22 protein-coding genes and 2 tRNA genes are annotated in these 19,603 nt (G+C 53.0%); 5 read left to right on the top strand and 19 right to left on the bottom strand.

Annotation, left to right across the window (positions count from 1 at the left end; translation table 11 throughout):
- Window positions 1-10: 10 nt before the first annotated feature.
- Together rimP and AL479_RS11850 are read right to left on the bottom strand one after the other, a co-directional pair.
- On the bottom strand, window positions 11-463 hold the full coding sequence (gene rimP, locus AL479_RS11855; protein WP_043001756.1) for a ribosome maturation factor RimP: 453 nt from the start codon (window positions 461-463) through the stop codon (window positions 11-13).
- 207 nt (window positions 464-670) lie between these two features.
- Window positions 671-747, bottom strand: a tRNA-Met gene (locus tag AL479_RS11850).
- A 298-nt stretch (window positions 748-1,045) separates the two neighbouring features.
- On the opposite strand from AL479_RS11850, the gene argG reads away from it, so the two are divergent.
- Window positions 1,046-2,389: an argininosuccinate synthase gene (argG, locus tag AL479_RS11845; protein ID WP_061076186.1), complete on the top strand. Its 1,344-nt coding sequence runs from the start codon at window positions 1,046-1,048 to the stop codon at window positions 2,387-2,389.
- A gap of 200 nt (window positions 2,390-2,589) precedes the next feature.
- Here argG and AL479_RS11840 read toward each other — a convergent pair.
- From AL479_RS11840 to rlmE, 6 genes are all read right to left on the bottom strand, one after another.
- Window positions 2,590-2,676 (bottom strand) — tRNA-Leu (locus AL479_RS11840).
- Window positions 2,677-2,689: 13 nt separating this feature from the next.
- Window positions 2,690-3,022, bottom strand: coding sequence for a preprotein translocase subunit SecG (gene secG, locus AL479_RS11835; RefSeq protein ID WP_042325094.1), 333 nt, complete (start codon window positions 3,020-3,022; stop codon window positions 2,690-2,692).
- Window positions 3,023-3,249: 227 nt separating this feature from the next.
- Window positions 3,250-4,587 carry a phosphoglucosamine mutase gene (gene glmM, locus AL479_RS11830; protein WP_042998287.1) on the bottom strand — a complete coding sequence of 446 codons (1,338 nt, stop codon included), beginning with the start codon at window positions 4,585-4,587 and terminating at the stop codon, window positions 3,250-3,252.
- Window positions 4,580-5,428, bottom strand: a complete 849-nt coding sequence (gene folP / locus AL479_RS11825) for a dihydropteroate synthase (RefSeq protein ID WP_061076185.1) — start codon at window positions 5,426-5,428, stop codon at window positions 4,580-4,582. The genes glmM and folP overlap by 8 nt, the downstream gene beginning before the upstream one ends.
- An 88-nt stretch (window positions 5,429-5,516) precedes the next feature.
- Complete coding sequence (gene ftsH / locus AL479_RS11820; RefSeq protein ID WP_042325087.1) at window positions 5,517-7,448, bottom strand: ATP-dependent zinc metalloprotease FtsH; 1,932 nt, start codon at window positions 7,446-7,448, stop codon at window positions 5,517-5,519.
- A gap of 99 nt (window positions 7,449-7,547) precedes the next feature.
- Window positions 7,548-8,177 carry a 23S rRNA (uridine(2552)-2'-O)-methyltransferase RlmE gene (gene rlmE, locus AL479_RS11815; RefSeq protein ID WP_042291855.1) on the bottom strand — a complete coding sequence of 210 codons (630 nt, stop codon included), beginning with the start codon at window positions 8,175-8,177 and terminating at the stop codon, window positions 7,548-7,550.
- 126 nt (window positions 8,178-8,303) lie between these two features.
- On the opposite strand from rlmE, the gene yhbY reads away from it, so the two are divergent.
- Complete coding sequence (yhbY, locus tag AL479_RS11810) at window positions 8,304-8,597, top strand: ribosome assembly RNA-binding protein YhbY (protein ID WP_041686369.1); 294 nt, start codon at window positions 8,304-8,306, stop codon at window positions 8,595-8,597.
- A gap of 145 nt (window positions 8,598-8,742) precedes the next feature.
- Here yhbY and greA read toward each other — a convergent pair whose 3' ends face one another.
- Window positions 8,743-9,219, bottom strand: coding sequence for a transcription elongation factor GreA (gene greA / locus AL479_RS11805; RefSeq protein WP_042325084.1), 477 nt, complete (start codon window positions 9,217-9,219; stop codon window positions 8,743-8,745).
- 245 nt (window positions 9,220-9,464) lie between these two features.
- Between greA and dacB the strand changes: the two genes are divergently transcribed.
- Window positions 9,465-10,898: a serine-type D-Ala-D-Ala carboxypeptidase gene (gene dacB, locus AL479_RS11800; protein ID WP_061076184.1), complete on the top strand. Its 1,434-nt coding sequence runs from the start codon at window positions 9,465-9,467 to the stop codon at window positions 10,896-10,898.
- A 48-nt stretch (window positions 10,899-10,946) separates the two neighbouring features.
- Here dacB and cgtA read toward each other — a convergent pair whose 3' ends face one another.
- The 4 genes from cgtA to rplU all read right to left on the bottom strand — a co-directional run bounded on the left by cgtA (window position 10,947) and on the right by rplU (window position 13,818).
- Window positions 10,947-12,119 (bottom strand): Obg family GTPase CgtA, encoded by a 1,173-nt coding sequence (gene cgtA / locus AL479_RS11795; RefSeq protein ID WP_061076183.1) that lies wholly within the window; start codon window positions 12,117-12,119, stop codon window positions 10,947-10,949.
- Window positions 12,120-12,134: 15 nt separating this feature from the next.
- The gene (locus AL479_RS11790; protein ID WP_061076182.1) at window positions 12,135-13,100 is read right to left on the bottom strand and encodes a DMT family transporter; all 966 of its coding nucleotides are present in this window, start codon (window positions 13,098-13,100) and stop codon (window positions 12,135-12,137) included.
- Window positions 13,101-13,229: 129 nt separating this feature from the next.
- Window positions 13,230-13,487, bottom strand: a complete 258-nt coding sequence (rpmA, locus tag AL479_RS11785; RefSeq protein ID WP_003861831.1) for a 50S ribosomal protein L27 — start codon at window positions 13,485-13,487, stop codon at window positions 13,230-13,232.
- A gap of 19 nt (window positions 13,488-13,506) precedes the next feature.
- Entirely contained in the window at window positions 13,507-13,818 is a 312-nt protein-coding gene (gene rplU / locus AL479_RS11780) for a 50S ribosomal protein L21 (protein WP_042325074.1), read from the bottom strand.
- Between the two features lie 258 nt (window positions 13,819-14,076).
- On the opposite strand from rplU, the gene ispB reads away from it, so the two are divergent.
- Both ispB and sfsB read left to right on the top strand, forming a co-directional pair.
- The gene (ispB, locus tag AL479_RS11775; protein ID WP_061076181.1) at window positions 14,077-15,048 is read left to right on the top strand and encodes an octaprenyl diphosphate synthase; all 972 of its coding nucleotides are present in this window, start codon (window positions 14,077-14,079) and stop codon (window positions 15,046-15,048) included.
- A gap of 226 nt (window positions 15,049-15,274) precedes the next feature.
- Complete coding sequence (sfsB, locus tag AL479_RS11770) at window positions 15,275-15,562, top strand: DNA-binding transcriptional regulator SfsB (protein WP_061076180.1); 288 nt, start codon at window positions 15,275-15,277, stop codon at window positions 15,560-15,562.
- A 55-nt stretch (window positions 15,563-15,617) separates the two neighbouring features.
- On the opposite strand, the gene murA is transcribed toward sfsB, so the two are convergent.
- The 6 genes from murA to mlaE form a co-directional block, all read right to left on the bottom strand.
- Window positions 15,618-16,877: a UDP-N-acetylglucosamine 1-carboxyvinyltransferase gene (gene murA / locus AL479_RS11765; protein WP_061076179.1), complete on the bottom strand. Its 1,260-nt coding sequence runs from the start codon at window positions 16,875-16,877 to the stop codon at window positions 15,618-15,620.
- A gap of 52 nt (window positions 16,878-16,929) precedes the next feature.
- Window positions 16,930-17,184, bottom strand: a complete 255-nt coding sequence (gene ibaG, locus AL479_RS11760; RefSeq protein WP_042325065.1) for a BolA family iron metabolism protein IbaG — start codon at window positions 17,182-17,184, stop codon at window positions 16,930-16,932.
- Between the two features lie 123 nt (window positions 17,185-17,307).
- Window positions 17,308-17,604 carry a lipid asymmetry maintenance protein MlaB gene (gene mlaB, locus AL479_RS11755; RefSeq protein WP_061076178.1) on the bottom strand — a complete coding sequence of 99 codons (297 nt, stop codon included), beginning with the start codon at window positions 17,602-17,604 and terminating at the stop codon, window positions 17,308-17,310.
- Window positions 17,604-18,239 (bottom strand): phospholipid-binding protein MlaC, encoded by a 636-nt coding sequence (gene mlaC, locus AL479_RS11750; protein WP_061076177.1) that lies wholly within the window; start codon window positions 18,237-18,239, stop codon window positions 17,604-17,606. The genes mlaB and mlaC overlap by 1 nt, the downstream gene beginning before the upstream one ends.
- Window positions 18,240-18,257: 18 nt before the next feature.
- Complete coding sequence (mlaD, locus tag AL479_RS11745) at window positions 18,258-18,815, bottom strand: outer membrane lipid asymmetry maintenance protein MlaD (protein WP_061077968.1); 558 nt, start codon at window positions 18,813-18,815, stop codon at window positions 18,258-18,260.
- Window positions 18,816-18,819: 4 nt separating this feature from the next.
- Window positions 18,820-19,602 (bottom strand): lipid asymmetry maintenance ABC transporter permease subunit MlaE, encoded by a 783-nt coding sequence (gene mlaE, locus AL479_RS11740; protein WP_042325057.1) that lies wholly within the window; start codon window positions 19,600-19,602, stop codon window positions 18,820-18,822.
- Window position 19,603: the final 1 nt, after the last annotated feature.

Genomic DNA, 19,603 nt, shown 5'->3' with positions numbered 1-19,603 from the left:
ATCCAGACTGTTAAAAGTGGGGAACCAGGTTCGCCTTCTGGATATTACTCAGCGCGAACACTTCATCTTTTCCTTCGACTGTGACGGTGATCATTTCACCATCTACCGCTTTGATAACGCCCTGCCATTTACGGCGATTCTGTACCGCCATGCGGAGTACCAGCGAAACTTCTTCACCCAGGAAACGCACATAGTGTTCAGCAGTGAACATTGGGCGGTCGAGACCCGGTGAGGAGACTTCCAGGTTGTAAGCCACAGTAATAGGATCTTCGACGTCCAGAACTGCGCTCACCTGGTGGCTCACATCAGCACAATCATCAACATTGATGCCATCTTCACTATCAATATAGATGCGCAGTGTGGATGTGCGACCGCGAATAAATTCGATGCCGACCAGCTCGTAACCTAAGGCTTCAACTGGCGCTGTAATCATCTCTGTTAATTTTTGCTCTAATGTGGACAAGCCCACCCCCAAGACATAAAAAAAGGGCCTAAAGCCCAGTTATTCTGTAGTCAGATAACAAAAAACCCCGATAAATCGGGGCTTTAGATAACTGAACCCTATAACCGCAACTGCGGTCTGGAGAACCTTCCGAAAGAATTTTTTTCAAATCCAGCTACGAAGGCCATAGTCTTCACAGTATATTTGAAAAAGAACTCTAAGGGAAAGTGGTTGCGGGGGCCGGATTTGAACCGACGACCTTCGGGTTATGAGCCCGACGAGCTACCAGGCTGCTCCACCCCGCGCCTGAAACGTGGCAAATTTTACTCGTTTTGGGTAAAAGATGCAAATACTGCTGGGATTTGGTACCGAGGACGGGACGTAAAATCTGCGCGTATTATATTGATTACCCCCCCATTGTGTCAACCTTGTTAACGACATAACCTGACACGCCGTCATCAGCGTAATTTGCGGAAAAAAACACGAAACTCTTCCTGTCTCCGTAAAAAGATGATTAAATGAAAACTCATTTATTTTGCATAAAAATGCACTGAGAGCAGAAAGCCGATCTCACCATCAGTCTATCAAGCAGGGTTTTATTTTATGACGACGATTCTCAAGCATCTCCCGGTAGGTCAACGTATTGGTATCGCTTTTTCCGGCGGCCTGGACACCAGCGCGGCACTGCTGTGGATGCGACAAAAAGGGGCTGTCCCATATGCATATACTGCGAACCTGGGTCAGCCAGACGAGGAGGACTATGATGAGATCCCTCGTCGTGCAATGGAATACGGTGCAGAGAACGCTCGACTGATCGACTGCCGTAAACAACTGGTTGCTGAAGGTATCGCCGCGATTCAGTGCGGTGCATTCCATAACACCACTGGCGGGCTCACCTATTTCAATACCACGCCGCTGGGTCGTGCAGTCACCGGCACCATGCTGGTTGCAGCGATGAAAGAAGATGGCGTCAATATCTGGGGCGACGGCAGCACCTATAAAGGAAACGACATCGAGCGTTTCTATCGCTATGGCCTGCTGACAAACGCTGAATTGCAGATTTACAAACCGTGGCTGGATACGGATTTTATCGATGAACTGGGCGGTCGTCATGAGATGTCTGAGTTTATGATCGCCTGCGGTTTCGACTACAAAATGTCCGTCGAAAAAGCCTACTCCACGGACTCCAACATGCTCGGCGCGACGCACGAAGCCAAAGACCTCGAGTTTCTGAATTCCAGCGTCAAGATCGTCAACCCAATAATGGGCGTGAAGTTCTGGGATGAGAACGTGAAGATCGCGGCGGAAGAAGTCACCGTTCGTTTCGAACAGGGTCATCCGGTCGCGCTGAACGGTAAGACCTTCAGTGACGATGTGGAAATGATGCTGGAAGCGAACCGCATCGGCGGTCGTCACGGTCTGGGAATGAGCGACCAGATTGAAAACCGTATTATTGAAGCCAAAAGCCGTGGTATTTACGAAGCCCCTGGGATGGCGCTGCTGCATATCGCCTATGAGCGTCTGCTGACGGGTATCCACAACGAAGACACCATCGAGCAGTATCACGCCCACGGCCGTCAGTTAGGTCGTCTGCTCTATCAGGGCCGTTGGTTCGATTCTCAGGCGCTGATGTTGCGTGATGGTCTGCAACGTTGGGTCGCCAGCCAGATTACCGGTGAAGTGACGCTGGAACTGCGTCGCGGCAACGACTATTCGATCCTCAATACCGTGTCCGACAACCTGACCTATAAGCCAGAGCGTCTGACAATGGAGAAAGGTGACTCCGTGTTCTCACCGGACGATCGTATTGGGCAGTTGACCATGCGTAACCTGGATATCACCGATACCCGCGAGAAGCTGTTCGGCTATGCACAGTCTGGTCTGCTGACCGCCTCTTCCGCAACCGGCCTGCCACAGGTTGAGAATCTGGAAAATAAAGCGAAATAAATATTCATCATCTTAAGGCCGCGAAAGCGGCCTTTTTTATGCGCGGAATATAGGGCGTCTGTAGATCGGATAAGGCGTTTACGCCGCCATCCGACATTATCACAACGCCTGATGGCGCTACGGTTATCAGGCCTACACAGGACAGTCACAAATGACAGGCGAAAAAAAAGACGCTTTTCAGCGTCTTTCTTTCGGAATATTGGTACTGAGGATGGGACTCGAACCCACAAGCCCGTTAGGGCACTACCACCTCAAGGTAGCGTGTCTACCAATTCCACCACCTCAGCACGGATATTACGATTACTGTGGGATATCGCTGGTCGGCTTAGCCGGAGCAGCTGGCTGAGGCTGTTCGGTTTTCGCCGGCGCACTCAGATTTTCCCACTCACTTCCTTTATTGGTTTTGTTACTGTTGATATTGCCCAGTACCAGACTGATGATAAAGAACAACGTCGCCAGCACAGCCGTCATACGGGTCATGAAGTTACCAGAACCACTTGAACCAAACAGCGTAGCGGAAGCGCCTGCTCCGAAGGAGGCTCCCATATCAGCGCCTTTACCTTGCTGCAGCATGATCAAGCCCACAAGGCCAATTGCCACAATAAGGAAAACTACCAAAAGAGCTTCGTACATAATCAACCTGTTCCTTGCGGAGTTGCCGCATACCAATGCTTCTAACCAATAACGCGGGATATTTTACTGTTTCCCACTGAAGCGGGTGTGAATACTAACCAAAGCGAATGACCTTCGCAAGGGCAATTTTAGTGCATTGTATCAACTGCGGAAAAAAACAGCAAAAGCCGGTTTTCCCTTTAATAAAAAGGCAGCAAACGCCGCCTTTTTATGCAGTTAAGTCTGTCTTACACCGCTTTGACCGCATCTGCGATGCGATGGGCGAACTCGGTCACCTGGGCTTCGTCTTCGCCTTCAACCATCACGCGGATTAACGGCTCAGTGCCCGATTTACGCAGCAGTACACGCCCACGACTTCCCAGTGCAGATTCCACGTCCGCAGTCACGGCTTTCACCGTATCATTTTCCAGCGGATCGCCGCTGCCGGCGGTGTAACGCACATTCACCAGAATCTGCGGGAACATTTTCATGCCGCTGCACAGATCGTGAAGGCTCATGTGGTTACGCACCATCGCGGCCACCACCTGCAGACCGGCAACAATACCGTCACCGGTGGTGGTTTTATCCAGCAGAATGACGTGACCAGAGTTTTCCGCGCCGATACGCCAGCCTTTTTCCTGCATTTTTTCCAGCACGTAGCGGTCACCGACTTTCGCACGGGTAAACGGAATGCCGAGTTGCTTGAGCGCCAGTTCCAGACCCATGTTGCTCATCAGCGTCCCGACCGCGCCACCGCGGAGTTGTCCCTGACGCAGGGCTTCACGGGCGATGATATACATGATCTGATCGCCATCGACTTTATTGCCTTCATGGTCAACCATGATCACGCGGTCGCCGTCGCCATCCAGCGCGATACCCAGATCGGCTTTTTCCGCGAGCACGCGGGCCTGCAAGGCACGCACATCGGTGGCGCCGACTTCTTCGTTAATGTTCACGCCATTTGGCTCACAGCCAATGGTAATCACCTTCGCACCCAGTTCACGCAGCACGTTAGGCGCAATGTGATAGGTTGCCCCGTTGGCGCAATCCACCACAATTTTAAGTTCATTCAGGCTCAACTCGTTCGGGAATGTGCCTTTGCAAAATTCAATGTAACGCCCCGCTGCGTCAACGATGCGGCTGGCTTTACCGAGCTCAGCGGAGTCCACACAGGTGATCTCTTTTTCCATCTCCGCTTCAATGGCTTCTTCGACGGCGTCGGGCAGCTTGGTACCGTCGATGGAGAAGAATTTAATACCGTTGTCGTAGAACGGGTTATGCGATGCGGAGATCACAATCCCGGCTTCGGCGCGGAAAGTACGCGTCAGGTAAGCAACCGCAGGCGTCGGCATTGGTCCTGTAAACGAGGCGGACAACCCTGCCGCCGCCAGGCCAGCTTCAAGCGCTGACTCCAGCATATAACCGGAAATTCGGGTGTCTTTGCCGATGATGATTTTACGCGAGCCGTGGCGCGCCAGGACTTTACCGGCCGCCCAGCCCAACTTCAGTACAAAATCAGGCGTAATCGGCGCATCGCCCACGCGACCACGGATCCCATCAGTGCCAAAATATTTACGGTTACTCATAGCGTTTGTTTTCCTTTGCGGACAATGTGGCTTCCACCACACGCATCGCTTCTACGGTTTCTTTGACGTCATGGACACGAATGATCTGCGCCCCCTGCATAGCAGCAATGACCGCACAGGCAAGGCTACCGCTCAGACGCTCTGATGGACCCACATTGAGCAGTTGGCCCACCATCGATTTACGTGACATTCCCACCAGCAGCGGCAGGTTAAAATGGTGAAATTCAGCCAGTCGCGCCAGTAATGTATAGTTATGGGAGAGATTTTTACCGAAACCGAATCCCGGGTCGAGCAACAATTTCTCTTTTGCGATGCCAGCTCTTTCACAACGTGCTATTTGCTCAATAAAGTAGCGATTTACATCCGCAAACACGTCCTCATATTTGGGCGCTTCCTGCATGGTCTTCGGCTGTCCCTGCATATGCATCAGACAAACCGGCAAACCGGTTTCTGCGGCTGCCTCCAGCGCGCCGGGTTCAGAGAGCGAGCGAATATCGTTAATGATGTGAGCGCCCACTCTTGCCGATTCGCGGATCACTTCAGGCTTTGAGGTATCCACCGAAATCCAGACTTCAAAACGTTGGGCAATCGCCTCAACCACCGGGATAACACGCGCCAGTTCCTCTTCCACACTCACATCCGCCGCACCGGGGCGCGTAGACTCACCGCCGACATCAATGATGGTCGCCCCGGCATTAATCATCAGATTGGCATGTTTCACCGCCTCAATCAGCGTGTTATGCGTTCCACCATCTGAGAAGGAATCCGGCGTGACGTTAAGGATCCCCATCACATGAGGATGGCTGAGATCCAGTGAAGTGCCCTGGGCATAGAGTTTCATGGTGTTATCCCTGGTATAAATTGATAAGAAAAAACCCCGGAGCAAGCCCCAGGGTTTTCAATAAAACGCAGTCATCAACAACGGTAACTTATTTGTCGCCTAACTGCTCTGACATGGTATTACCTGGGTTCGGCGTGCGCGGTTCATCAACCGGGCGCGGCGCACGAGGTGTGCCATTGTTGTCAGAATTGTTAGAGCCCGGTTCTTCCCAGCCAGCTGGCGGGCGAACATCGCGGCGAGCCATCAGGTCATCAATCTGCGGCGCATCGATGGTCTCATATTTCATGAGCGCATCTTTCATGGCGTGCAGGATGTCCATGTTGTCATTCAGGAGCTGACGCGCACGATTGTAGTTACGCTCAATCAGCGCTTTCACTTCCTGGTCGATGATACGCGCGGTTTCATCGGACATATGTTTCGCTTTTGCAACGCTACGACCGAGGAATACTTCGCCCTCTTCTTCCGCGTACAGCAGCGGACCGAGTTTGTCGGAGAAGCCCCACTGGGTCACCATGTTACGCGCCAGGTTAGTTGCAACCTTAATGTCGTTCGACGCACCGGTAGAAACATGTTCAACACCGTAGATGATCTCTTCTGCCAGACGACCGCCGTACAGCGTGGAGATCTGACTTTCCAGCTTCTGACGGCTGGCGCTGATCGCGTCGCCTTCAGGCAGGAAGAAGGTCACACCCAGCGCACGACCGCGCGGGATAATCGTCACTTTATGCACCGGATCGTGTTCCGGTACCAGGCGACCGATAATCGCGTGGCCTGCTTCGTGGTACGCGGTCGATTCCTTCTGCGCTTCCGTCATCACCATGGAGCGACGTTCCGCACCCATCATGATTTTGTCTTTCGCTTTCTCGAACTCAACCATCGACACGACGCGCTTGTTGCCACGAGCAGCAAACAATGCCGCTTCGTTCACCAGGTTCGCCAGGTCCGCACCGGAGAAGCCCGGCGTACCACGGGCAATGATTGCCGCGTCGATATCCGGTGCCAGCGGTACGCGACGCATATGCACTTTCAGGATCTGTTCACGACCACGCACATCCGGCAAGCCGACCACAACCTGACGGTCGAAACGGCCTGGACGCAGCAGCGCAGGGTCAAGAACGTCCGGACGGTTGGTTGCCGCAATAACGATGATACCTTCGTTACCTTCGAAACCATCCATCTCAACCAGCATCTGGTTCAGGGTCTGTTCACGTTCATCGTGACCGCCACCCAGACCTGCGCCACGCTGGCGACCTACGGCATCGATTTCATCGATGAAGATAATGCACGGCGCTGCTTTCTTGGCCTGTTCGAACATGTCACGCACACGAGATGCACCGACACCGACGAACATTTCCACGAAGTCAGAACCTGAAATCGTAAAGAATGGAACCTTCGCTTCACCTGCAATGGCTTTCGCCAGCAAGGTTTTACCGGTACCCGGAGGACCGACCATCAGGACGCCTTTCGGGATTTTACCGCCCAGTTTCTGGAAGCGGCTCGGCTCACGCAGGTATTCGACCAGTTCCGCTACCTCTTCTTTCGCTTCGTCACAGCCTGCGACGTCGGCAAAAGTGGTTTTGATCTGATCTTCCGTCAGCATGCGCGCTTTGCTCTTACCGAACGACATGGCGCCTTTGCCACCGCCGCCCTGCATCTGACGCATAAAGAAGATCCAGACGCCGATCAACAGCAGCATTGGGAACCAGGAAATGAAGATGGAAGCCAGCAGGCTCGGTTCTTCTGGTGGTTCACCCACAACCTTGACGTTCTTAGTCAGCAGGTTATCAAGCAGCTTCGGATCGTTTACCGGAATGTAAGTCGTGTAACGGTTACTATCTTTCTTGGTAACGTTGATCTCACGTCCGTTGATACGTGCTTCACGAACCTGGTCGTTGTTGACCTCTTGCAGGAAGGTAGAGTAATCCACCTTACGGCCATTAGACTCGCTGGGCCCAAAGCTCTGGAATACTGACATCAGCACAACGGCAATGACCAGCCAGAGTATTAGGTTTTTCGCCATGTCACTCAAGGGATTAACCTCTTATTACAACTGTGTTAAAAACAGCGTCAGGATACTCTATATCCAGCGTCTTTCAAACTTTCGTCTGAAATCGACCAGTTATGGTTTACGCCCGGTCGCTACAATATACACTTCACGCGAACGTGCGCGAGAAGAGTCCGGCTTACGAACTTTCACCTTCGTAAACAGGGAGCGAATTTCCCTTAGGTACTCATCGAAACCTTCGCCCTGGAACACCTTCACTACAAAACTGCCACCTGGCGCTAGCACATCACGACACATTTCTAACGCCAGTTCCACCAGATACATGGCACGGGGGATATCCACCGCCGGTGTTCCGCTCATGTTTGGTGCCATATCTGACATGACAACCTGGACTTTACTGTCACCCACGCGTTCCAGCAGCGCTTTCATGACAAGTTCATCACGAAAATCGCCCTGAAGAAAGTCCACACCAACGATAGGATCCATAGGTAAAAGATCACAAGCGATGATACGGCCTTTGCCGCCAATCTGCGAGACCACATACTGTGACCAGCCTCCTGGCGCAGCACCGAGATCGACTACTGTCATCCCCGGCTTAAAAAGTTTGTCACTTTGCTGTATTTCATCAAGTTTAAACCAGGCACGGGAACGCAACCCCTTTTTCTGTGCCTCTTGAACATATTTATCGCTAAAGTGTTCCTGAAGCCAGCGACTCGAGCTGGCAGAACGCTTCTTACCTGTCATTTAACTTTCCCATCGGGGCAGAACATCGTTGCCATACGGCGTAAATTTCCACGCACTATTTGGCGATATATGGGAGATGGCGGTAGAATGACCCGTTTTCAATCCCAACGTAAGCAAAAATATACGATGAATCTGAGTACTAAACAAAAACAGCACCTGAAAGGTCTGGCACATCCGCTCAAGCCGGTCGTTATGCTTGGCAATAATGGTTTGACCGAAGGGGTACTGGCCGAGATTGAACAAGCGTTAGAGCACCATGAACTTATCAAGGTGAAAGTCGCGTCTGAAGATCGCGAAACAAAAACCTTGATCGTGGACGCTATCGTGCGCGAAACCGGCGCCTGTAATGTACAGGTCATCGGTAAAATGCTGGTGCTTTATCGCCCGAGTAAAGAACGCAAAATCTCGCTGCCACGCTAAGAATATCCTAAAGTCGAACACAAAACCTGTGTAAAACGAGGGATTTCCCGCAAGCAGGAGAGCAAAATGCCACGCTCTCTTCGTTGATAAAAGGCCGCTATGCGGCCTTTTTCCTTTCTTTACAATACATCAACATCTTGAGCACTTACAGGTATTCTACCTTAGTGACTTCATATTCCACTTCACCGCCCGGCGTTTTGATCACCACGACGTCATCCTGTTCTTTGCCAATCAGACCACGTGCAATCGGCGAGTTGACGGAAATCAGGTTCTGTTTGAAGTCCGCTTCGTCATCGCCCACGATACGCCAGGTCTGCTCTTCGTCGTTATCAAGGTTCAGAACGGTGACCGTCGCGCCAAAGACAACGCGACCGTTATTCGGCATTTTGGTGACATCGATGACCTGTGCATTCGACAGCTTCGCTTCGATGTCTTTGATACGACCTTCACAGAACCCCTGCTGTTCACGCGCCGCGTGATATTCCGCATTCTCTTTCAGATCGCCATGCTCACGCGCTTCGGCAATAGAGGCGATAATTTCAGGGCGGCGCACAGATTTCAGAAAATCCAGCTCTTCGCGTAATTTTTCTGCACCACGTAAGGTCATCGGAATCGCTTGCATTGATTATACCTCTTGAACATTCCTGTAGGGGGCGACGCTGTGCCCCGGCTGTTAAGCCTGCCCCGGTATGGCGTCATACCCGGACCAGAAGCAAAAAAATACCGACCCGGACGCAAGGTCCAGGTCAGCTACAATTCTTAATTTGATACGTATTTTACCCTGGAGTTCCCTATGGGTCATCGTTTACTTTCCAGGGCATTGCGCCGTAGTATGACGGCTTGTTTCCAGGTTGTTAGCGCGAGATTATGCGATTTTCCAGATTTATCATCGGATTGACCACCAGTGTAGCGTTCAGCGTCCAGGCCGCGAACGTTGACGAGTACATCAACCAGCTCCCTGCCGGAGCCAACCTTGCCCTCATGGTTCAGAAGGTCGGCGCCCCGACTCCCGCAATTGATTATCATAGTCAGCAAATGGCACTTCCTGCCAGTACGCAGAAAGTGATTACCGCGCTGGCGGCCTTAATTCAGCTTGGCCCTGACTTCCGCTTTACGACCACGCTGGAGACTAAAGGCAGCGTTGATGCGGGCGTTCTCAAAGGTGACTTAGTGGCGCGATTTGGTGCCGATCCGACGCTAAAAAGACAGGATATTCGGAATATGGTAGCGAACCTGAAAAAATCAGGCGTCACGCAAATCACCGGAAATGTCCTGATTGATACCTCAGTTTTTGCCAGTCACGATAAAGCGCCAGGATGGCCCTGGAACGACATGACCCAGTGCTTCAGCGCGCCGCCTGCGGCCGCCATTGTCGATCGAAACTGCTTCTCGATTTCGCTCTACAGCGCGCAAAAAGCGAATGATTTGGCCTATATTCGCGTGGCGTCTTACTACCCGGTCACGATGTTCAGCCAGGTTCGCACCCTCGCGCGCGGCTCTGCGGAGGCGCAATATTGTGAGCTGGACGTGGTTCCGGGCGATTTAAACCGCTTCACGTTGACCGGGTGTCTGCCGCAGCGTGCCGACCCTCTGCCGCTGGCATTTGCCATTCAGGACGGCGCCAGCTATGCCGGGGCTATCCTGAAAGATGAGCTCAAACAGGCCGGTATCACCTATAGCGGAACATTATTACGCCAGACGCAGGTCAATGAGCCAGGCACCATTGTGGCAAGCAAGCAGTCTGCGCCGCTGCACGATCTGCTTAAGATTATGCTGAAAAAGTCGGACAACATGATTGCCGATACCGTCTTCCGGATGATTGGTCACGCACGGTTTAATGTACCGGGAACGTGGCGTGCGGGCTCCGATGCCGTGCGGCAGATCCTGCGTCAGCAAGCAGGGGTCGATATTGGCAACACGATTATTGCCGATGGCTCCGGCCTGTCGCGCCATAACCTGATTGCCCCCTCCACCATGATGCAGGTACTGCAATACATCGCGCAGCACGACAACGAGCTGAACTTCATCTCAATGCTGCCGCTGGCGGGCTATGACGGCTCTCTGCAGTACCGTGCGGGTCTGCATCAGGCGGGCGTCGACGGTAAGGTCTCAGCGAAAACGGGTTCATTGCAGGGGGTATACAACCTGGCGGGCTTTATTACCACCGCAAGCGGGCAACGGATGGCGTTTGTACAATATCTGTCGGGTTATGCGGTAGAACCTGCCGATCAACGTAACCGCCGCATTCCGCTGGTTCGCTTTGAAAGCCGATTGTACAAAGATATTTATCAGAATAACTGAGTCAGCAGAAACAAAAACCCCGGCAACATGGCCGGGGTTTTCTTGAGATTAACGCTTATAGATGAACTCGACGCCTTCTTCGTCGTCTTCGTCCCAGTCGTCATCCCAGTCGTCTTCTGCTTCTTCTTCCACTTCTGCGATTTGCTGGCGATGATAATCATCCCACATGAACTCGACTTTCTCTGGCTGCTTCTCTTCTTCCGCCTGAGTAATCGGGTTCTCGATGATAAAGGTCATCACATCCCAGCAGAGATCTTTCACGCCCAGTTGGCTGGCGGCAGAGATCAGATAGTACTTATCTTCCCAGCCCAGCGCCTGCGCGATAGCTTTGGCTTTCTCTTCCGCTTCGGCTTTGTCCAGCAAATCGATCTTGTTGAACACTAACCAGCGCGGTTTGGCTGCCAGATCCTGACTGTATTTTTCCAGCTCGCCGATGATGATGCGCGCATTCTCAACCGGATCGGAACCGTCGATCGGATCGATATCGATGAGGTGCAGCAGTACGCGGCAACGCTCAAGGTGTTTCAGGAAGCGGATGCCCAGACCGGCACCTTCCGCAGCGCCTTCAATCAGCCCTGGAATGTCCGCAACCACGAAGCTCTTCTCGTTATCCATACGGACAACGCCGAGGCTCGGCACCAGCGTGGTAAACGGATAATCCGCCACTTTAGGCTTCGCCGCAGAGACCGCTCGGATAAAGGTCGATTTACCGGCATTTGGCATCCCCAGCATGCCCACATCCGCCAGCAGCATCAGCTCCAGCAGCAGGTCACGCTTGTCGCCCGGCGTCCCCATTGTTTTCTGCCGCGGCGTACGGTTGACGGAAGATTTAAAGCGGGTGTTACCCAGACCGTGCCAGCCGCCTTTTGCGACCATCAGACGCTGACCGTGTTTGGTCATGTCGCCCATGGTTTCGCCCGTGCCCTGGTCGATCACACGCGTCCCTACCGGTACTTTAATGGTGACATCTTTCCCGCGTTTACCGGTGCAGTCACGGCTGGCGCCATTCTGACCTCGCTCTGCGCGAAAAGATTTCTCAAAACGGTAGTCGATCAGGGTGTTCAGGTTTTCGTCGGCTTCCATCCAGACGTCGCCACCATCACCGCCATCGCCGCCGTCCGGACCGCCTTTCGGGATATATTTCTCACGGCGGAAGCTTACGCAACCATTACCGCCATCGCCTGCAACGACCAGAATCGTTGCTTCATCAACAAACTTCATTTTACTCTCCGTAAATCATTCGCCTGAGCGGGGCTGCGATACCACCGATTCATGCTTACGTAATCCGCCCCAAATACGATGACCAATGGCGGAGTACATCGCGCCCGCAACCACGACAAACGCACCGAGATAACCGAGAAGGTTTAACATCGGTCTGGCGAAGAAATCGGGCCAGGCCATAGATAAAAGATCTGAAAATAACAGCGTAAACAGCGGGGTGAGCGTGATTAATGCGCTCACCTGCGCTGCCTGCCATCGCGCCATCGCTTCCGCCAGGGCGCCATATCCTACCAGTGTATTCAGCCCACAGAAAATTAAACAGGCTAGCTGCCAGTCACTGAGCTGAGCTATCACGCCGGGCTGCGCCAGCGGCAATAGCGCTATCGTACATAAAGTGTACAGTAAAAACAGAATCTGCGGTGATGCCAGACGCCGCAATAACACCTTTTGCGCGACACCATAGCTTACCCAGACCGTAGCCGCACCGACGCCAAAAATGACACCCCAGGTGTAATCGGTCAGCCTGGTAAAAATTTCGATCAGACTGGTATTGAAGAACATCACCAGTCCGCACAACAGCATTATCGCGCCGACAATCTGCGTACCGCGCATTTTCTCTTTAAGGATAAATACGCTCGCGACCATCATGCCCACCGGCGACAGTTGGCCGATCACCTGCGAAGCCGTTGGGCTTAAATACTGCAGGGAAGAGCTGAACAGGATGAAGTTGCCAAAGAGCCCACCGGTAGCAATCGCCAACAGGACCAGCCAACGCGGCTTGCGAAAAATGCGCAGCGGCGGAAGCTTACGCTTCGCGGCCAGAATCGCCCCGAGGCCAACACTGGCGATTAAAAAACGGTAAAAAACGATGGTAGGAGGCTCCATCACCTCCAGCACCTGCTTCATAGCAATTGGCAAAGCCCCCCAACACACCGCCGTTGTGAGCGCCAAAAGAATACCAATGCCAGCCTGCTGCTTCATGCCCGTTTTCCCTGCAAGGGCTCGTTATCCGGTGCAAAACGGTTTCACGAGCATATTTACCGGTCGTCGAATGTAAAAAGCCCCGCAACAGGTTGCGGGGCTTTTATCCGTTACCGGACCACGAAAAACTTACTCAGCAACGATGCTGATGTATTTACGGTTGTTCGGGCCTTTAACTTCAAATTTCACTTTACCGTCTGCTTTAGCAAACAGAGTGTGGTCACGACCGCAACCTACGTTAGTGCCAGCGTGGAACTTGGTACCACGTTGACGAACGATGATGCTACCCGCCAGAACGGATTCGCCACCGAAACGCTTAACGCCCAGGCGTTTAGCTTCTGAATCGCGACCGTTACGAGTTGAGCCGCCAGCCTTTTTATGTGCCATTTAAATCTCTCCTCAGGTCTTAGGCGCTGATGCCAGTAATTTTCACATCAGTGAACCACTGACGATGGCCCTGCTGCTTACGATAGTGTTTACGACGACGAAACTTAACGATTTTAACTTTCTCGCCACGACCGTGAGCAACAACTTCAGCTTTGATAACGCCGCCATCAACGAAAGGAACGCCGATTTTGACTTCTTCACCGTTTGCGATCATCAGAACTTCAGCGAATTCAATAGATTCGCCAGTTGCGATGTCCAGCTTTTCCAGGCGAACGGTCTGACCTTCGCTTACTCGGTGTTGTTTACCACCACTTTGGAAAACCGCGTACATAAAAAACTCCGCTTCCGCGCACACCTTTTCAATGATTCAGAGTGCGCTATAAATATTCACAATAGGGCGCGAATATTACGCAAAACGTGAGCCTTTGACAAGTGCTACAGTCAATACATGAAGAAAAAAAACACAACGTGTATGGTAACGTTTATCTGCGGCGTTTTTTCAGTACAATCAGCATATATTTCTAACCCTAAACCCTAAGTTACCTTGCCGTATGATGAGGTAAACGGGGCGAAAAGCCCGGCTTTTGCGATGAATTTAGAAAAAATCAATGAGTTAACCGCGCAAGATATGGCGGGTGTCAATGCGACAATCCTTGAACAGCTTAATTCCGACGTCCAACTGATCAATCAGTTGGGCTATTACATTGTGAGCGGTGGCGGTAAACGCATTCGCCCGATGATTGCCGTACTCGCGGCGCGCGCCGTTGGCTATCAGGGAAATGCCCATGTCACGATCGCGGCATTGATCGAATTTATCCACACCGCCACCCTGCTTCATGACGATGTGGTGGATGAATCCGATATGCGCCGGGGTAAAGCCACGGCGAACGCCGCGTTTGGCAATGCCGCCAGCGTGCTGGTTGGCGATTTTATCTATACCCGAGCTTTCCAGATGATGACCAGCCTCGGCTCGCTGAGGGTGCTGGAAGTGATGTCTGAAGCCGTGAACGTCATTGCTGAAGGTGAAGTCCTGCAGTTAATGAACGTTAACGACCCGGACATTACGGAAGAAAGCTATATGCGCGTGATCTACAGTAAAACAGCGCGTCTGTTTGAAGCGGCGGCGCAGTGTTCCGGTCTCCTCGCGGGCTGTAGTGAAGCCGAGGAAAAAGGACTGCAGGATTATGGTCGCTATCTGGGCACTGCATTCCAGTTGATTGACGATCTGCTGGACTATAACGCCGACGGCGAACAGCTCGGTAAAAATGTCGGTGATGACCTGAACGAAGGCAAACCGACGTTACCGCTGCTGCATGCGATGCGTAACGGCACGCCAGAGCAGGCGCAAATGATTCGCCATGCGATCGAGCAAGGCAATGGCCGACACCTCCTGGAGCCCGTGCTGGAAGCGATGAACGCCTGCGGCTCACTGGAGTGGACACGCCAGCGTGCGGAAGAAGAGGCTGACAAAGCCATCGCCGCGCTGCAAGTGCTGCCGGATTCCCAATGGCGCGAAGCGTTGATCGGCCTGGCACATATCGCCGTCCAGCGCGACCGTTAATAACGATGGAATCATCCCGCTGCCTGCGCGGGATGATTCATAAAAGCTCCAATAAAACCCACGCAATCTCTCTACTCCGCTGCAAATAAAGCAAAAACTCTTAATAAATTCTGAATATTCAAACTCTTTACTCGAACATATTAGAACAACAATTCTCTGAGCGTATAGTGTCTTCTGCAAATTGATTGTGTCAATCAACGATGAATGACCATAAACGAGGGGATAAATGGAGAGCAAACTCATTGACTGGCATCCGGCAGATATCATTGCTGGATTACGTAAAAGAGGGACATCAATGGCTGCCGAGTCGCGCAGAAATGGATTAAGTTCCTCCACGCTGGCAAACGCCTTAACCCGACCGTGGCCGAAAGGCGAGCTGATCATTGCGAAAGCGCTCGGAACGGATCCCTGGGTGATCTGGCCTTCACGTTACCATGACGCGAAAACCCATGCGTTTATCGACAGAACGCGCATGATGCGGGCGGCACGTCGTGACAAGCAGGATGTAGAGTAAGGCACAAAGCAGTAGCCCCGGCCATCGGCAATGGGGCTACTGCTTTCATTGACGCTTATTCGGCTTTTACGCGCTCGATATTGGCGCCCAGCGCGCGCAGTTTATCTTCGATACGCTCGTATCCACGATCGATATGATAAATACGATCCACAACCGTCGTCCCTTCCGCAATACATCCCGCCAGTACCAGACTGGCCGAAGCACGCAGATCCGTCGCCATCACCTGCGCGCCGGAGAGCTTATCGACACCGTGACAAATGACGGTATTGCTTTCGATTTCCGCATGAGCGCCCATACGGCTCAGCTCAGGCACGTGCATAAAGCGGTTTTCAAACACGGTTTCCGTGATGAATCCGGTCCCTTCCGCTACCAGGTTCAGCAGCGTGAACTGGGCCTGCATGTCCGTCGGGAATGCCGGGTGCGGCGCGGTGCGCACGTTGACGGCTTTTGGACGTTTACCGTGCATGTCGAGGCTGATCCAGTCTTCACCCACTTCGATATCCGCGCCGGCATCGCGCAGTTTCGCCAGTACCGCATCCAACGTATCCGGCTGCGCGTTACGGCAGATGATTTTGCCGCGAGAAATCGCCGCGGCGACCAGGAAAGTCCCGGTTTCGATACGGTCCGGCAATACGCGATAGACACCGCCGCCCAGACGTTCTACGCCTTCGATGGTGATACGATCGGTACCCTGGCCGGAGATTTTCGCGCCCAGCGCAATCAGGAAGTTGGCCGTGTCGACAATTTCTGGTTCACGTGCGGCGTTTTCAATGATGGTGGTGCCTTCCGCCAGCGTGGCGGCACACATGATGGTGACCGTTGCGCCAACGCTGACTTTATCCATGACGATATGCGCGCCTTTCAGGCGGCCATCCACGGAAGCTTTCACATAGCCTTCTTCCAGCGTGATCGTGGCGCCCAGTTGCTCCAGACCAGTGATATGCAGGTCAACCGGACGTGCGCCGATCGTGCAACCGCCAGGCAGAGAAACCTGGCCCTGACCAAAACGAGCCACCAGCGGTCCCAGCGCCCAAATTGATGCGCGCATGGTTTTTACCAGGTCATACGGTGCGCAGAAAACATTCACGTCGCGGGCATCGATGTGCACGGAGCCATTGCGTTCCACTTTCGCGCCAAGCTGACTCAGCAGTTTCATCGAGGTATCAACGTCCTTCAATTTCGGGACGTTCTGGATCTCTACCGGCTCTTCCGCCAGCAACGCCGCAAAAAGGATCGGCAGAGCGGCGTTTTTCGCGCCAGAAATTGTGACTTCGCCCTGGAGCCGGGTTGGCCCCTGTACACGAAATTTATCCATGATGTTGTTCTCAGTTAAAATTCATCGTCGTTACCGGTGTATCACCCGTAACTCAAAAACCGTTTAGTTTGCGATCGCGCGCCCACTCTGCGGGGGTATACGCTTTGATCGACAGGGCATGAATGCGGTTGTCCGCAATGTACTCCATCAGCGGCGCATAGACCGACTGCTGCTTCTTCACCCGGCTCATGCCGTCAAACATCTCACCCACGGCAATAACCTGAAAGTGACTGCCATCGCCAGAGACGTGGACTTCCTGGAGGGAGAGTGCGTTCATCAGCACGCTCTGAATTTCATTATTTTCCATGGGCTCTTCATTCGTCAGATTGTGAAAACAGCCCAACATCTTAGAGCAAAGTTGCGCTGTCATAAATAAGCAAAAAGCCTCGCGGGTCAATCCGGCGAGGCTGTAGATAATAACGTACTGATATTACTGACGCGGAAGCACGTCAGCCGGCAAATTATAGAGTTCCGCCAGGGTAAAGACTTTGTCGTTCACCCCCGACAGCGACACGTTGTTGCCCTGCTCTTTCACCAGACTGATGAGATGGACCAGCAGCGCCAGTCCCCCCGTATCCACTCGGGAGACCTGGCTGAGATCGATGCAGGTCACACCGGTCATCGCTTCAATACGCGCATCCCACAAAGGATTAAGCACATCCTGGTCCAGTTCCCCCACCAGCGACAGCTTGTCACCGTCACGCGTCCAGTTGAGTGACTGCGTCATTACTTCTTCTCTTCCAGCGTGATTTTTTGCTGCGAGATAGATTTCAGTTGCGCTGTCAGTCCATCGATCCCTTTAGTACGCAGCAGATCGCTCCACTCATTCTGTTTGGTGGTGATCATACTGACGCCTTCGGCGATCATGTCATAGGCCTGCCAGTGACCCGTCTGGGTGTTTTTACGCCACTGGAAGTCCAGACGCACCGGAGGACGACCGTTTGGATCGAGAATGGTTACACGGATCGGAACGATGCTCGCATCGCCTAACGGTTGTTCCGGAGCAATCTGATACGTCTGCCCGTGATACATCGCCAGCGCCTGGCCGTAGGCCTGTTTCAGGTATTCACGAAACGCGGCGAAATAGGCTTCACGCTGAGCCGGAGTAGCCTCTTTGTAGTAACGCCCCAACACCAGCGCACCAGCGTATTTCACCTGCACATACGGCAGCAGCTCCTGGTCAACCACATCACGCAGATAATCCGGATTAGAACGGATTTTCGGCTGTTCGTTTTTCAGGCGGTCGAAGGTTTTCTGCGCCGCTTCATCCATCAACTTGTAAGGGTTGGTCTGATCGGCTGCAATGGCGGTGCTCAGCGGTGCAATCACCAGCAGAGCCACCATCATTAAACGCTTAAGCATAATTCGATTCTCCTGAGATTAATTCGTTGTGCCCGCAGGCCCAGTGGCTTCATTATGGCCTTCGGTTGGCGCCGGCGCATCGCCAGAATTCTTATTGTCATCGCCTTTACTGTTGCTGTTGTAAAGGAACTGACCAATCATGTCTTCCAGCACCATCGCGGATTTGGTGTCCTGGATTGTGCCGCCATCTTTGAGGATAGACGTTCCCAGCTCAGGATCTTCAAAACCAACGTTCAACGCCAGATACTGTTCCCCCAGCAGACCGGACGTCCGGATGCTCAGTGAACTGGTATCAGGGATGTGGTTATAACGTTCTTCGATGTCCAGCGTCACGCGCGGTAAATAGGTCTTCGGATCCAGGGAGATATCCGCCACGCGGCCCACGACCACACCACCGATACGCACTGGCGAACGCACTTTCAGGCCGCCGATATTATCGAATGTCGCGTAAATCGTGTAGGTCGGTTCTGTGCGCATAGAGGTCACGTTGGCCGCCTTCAGGCAGACAAACAGCGCGGCCAGCAATGCGGCTAACAAGAAGATCCCCACCCAAATTTCATTTTTTTTCGTTTGCATGAACTCAATTCCCAAACATCAATGCGGTCAGTACAAAGTCCAGACCCAGAACGGCCAGCGACGAGTGCACAACGGTGCGTGTGGTTGCCCGGCTGATTCCCGCCGAGGTTGGAATCGCATCATACCCATTGAATAATGCAATCCAGGTTACCGTAATGGCGAACACCACGCTTTTAATCAAACAGTTGACCAGATCCAGACGCCAGTCGACGGCATTCTGCATCGCGGACCAGAAGAAGCCAGCATCAATCCCCTTCCAGCTTACGCCGACCAGAGAACCGCCCCAGATTCCGACGGCCACAAACAAAATCGTCAGCAGCGGCAGCGAAATCACGCCCGCCCAGAAACGCGGAGAGATCACCCGGCGCAGTGGATCGACGGCCATCATTTCCATACTGGAAAGCTGTTCGGTCGCGCGCATCAGGCCAATTTCAGCGGTCAGCGCAGAGCCCGCACGCCCCGCAAACAGCAGCGCGGCGACAACCGGACCGAGTTCACGCAGCAGCGACAGCGCCACTAACATCCCCAGACTGGTTTCCGCACTATAGGTGGTGAGTACCAGATAGCCCTGCAGCCCCAGCACCATGCCGATAAACACGCCAGAAACAATAATGATCAGCATCGACAGGACGCCCACATTATAAAGCTGGCGCACCAGCAACGGCGCGTGCTTACGAAACTCCGGTTTGCCAACCAGCGCATTGAACAACATTAACCCGGCGCGCCCGAACGTTCTGAGAGTTTTAATCCCCTTATGTCCCAGCGTCGCCAGTGCATTTAACAGCATG

The organism is Citrobacter amalonaticus (assembly GCF_001559075.2).
In the GTDB taxonomy this organism is placed as follows: Bacteria; Pseudomonadota; Gammaproteobacteria; order Enterobacterales; family Enterobacteriaceae; genus Citrobacter_A; species Citrobacter_A amalonaticus_F.
The sequence above is the reverse complement of the archived record's forward strand: the minus strand, read 5'-3'. Positions and strand labels throughout refer to the sequence as shown.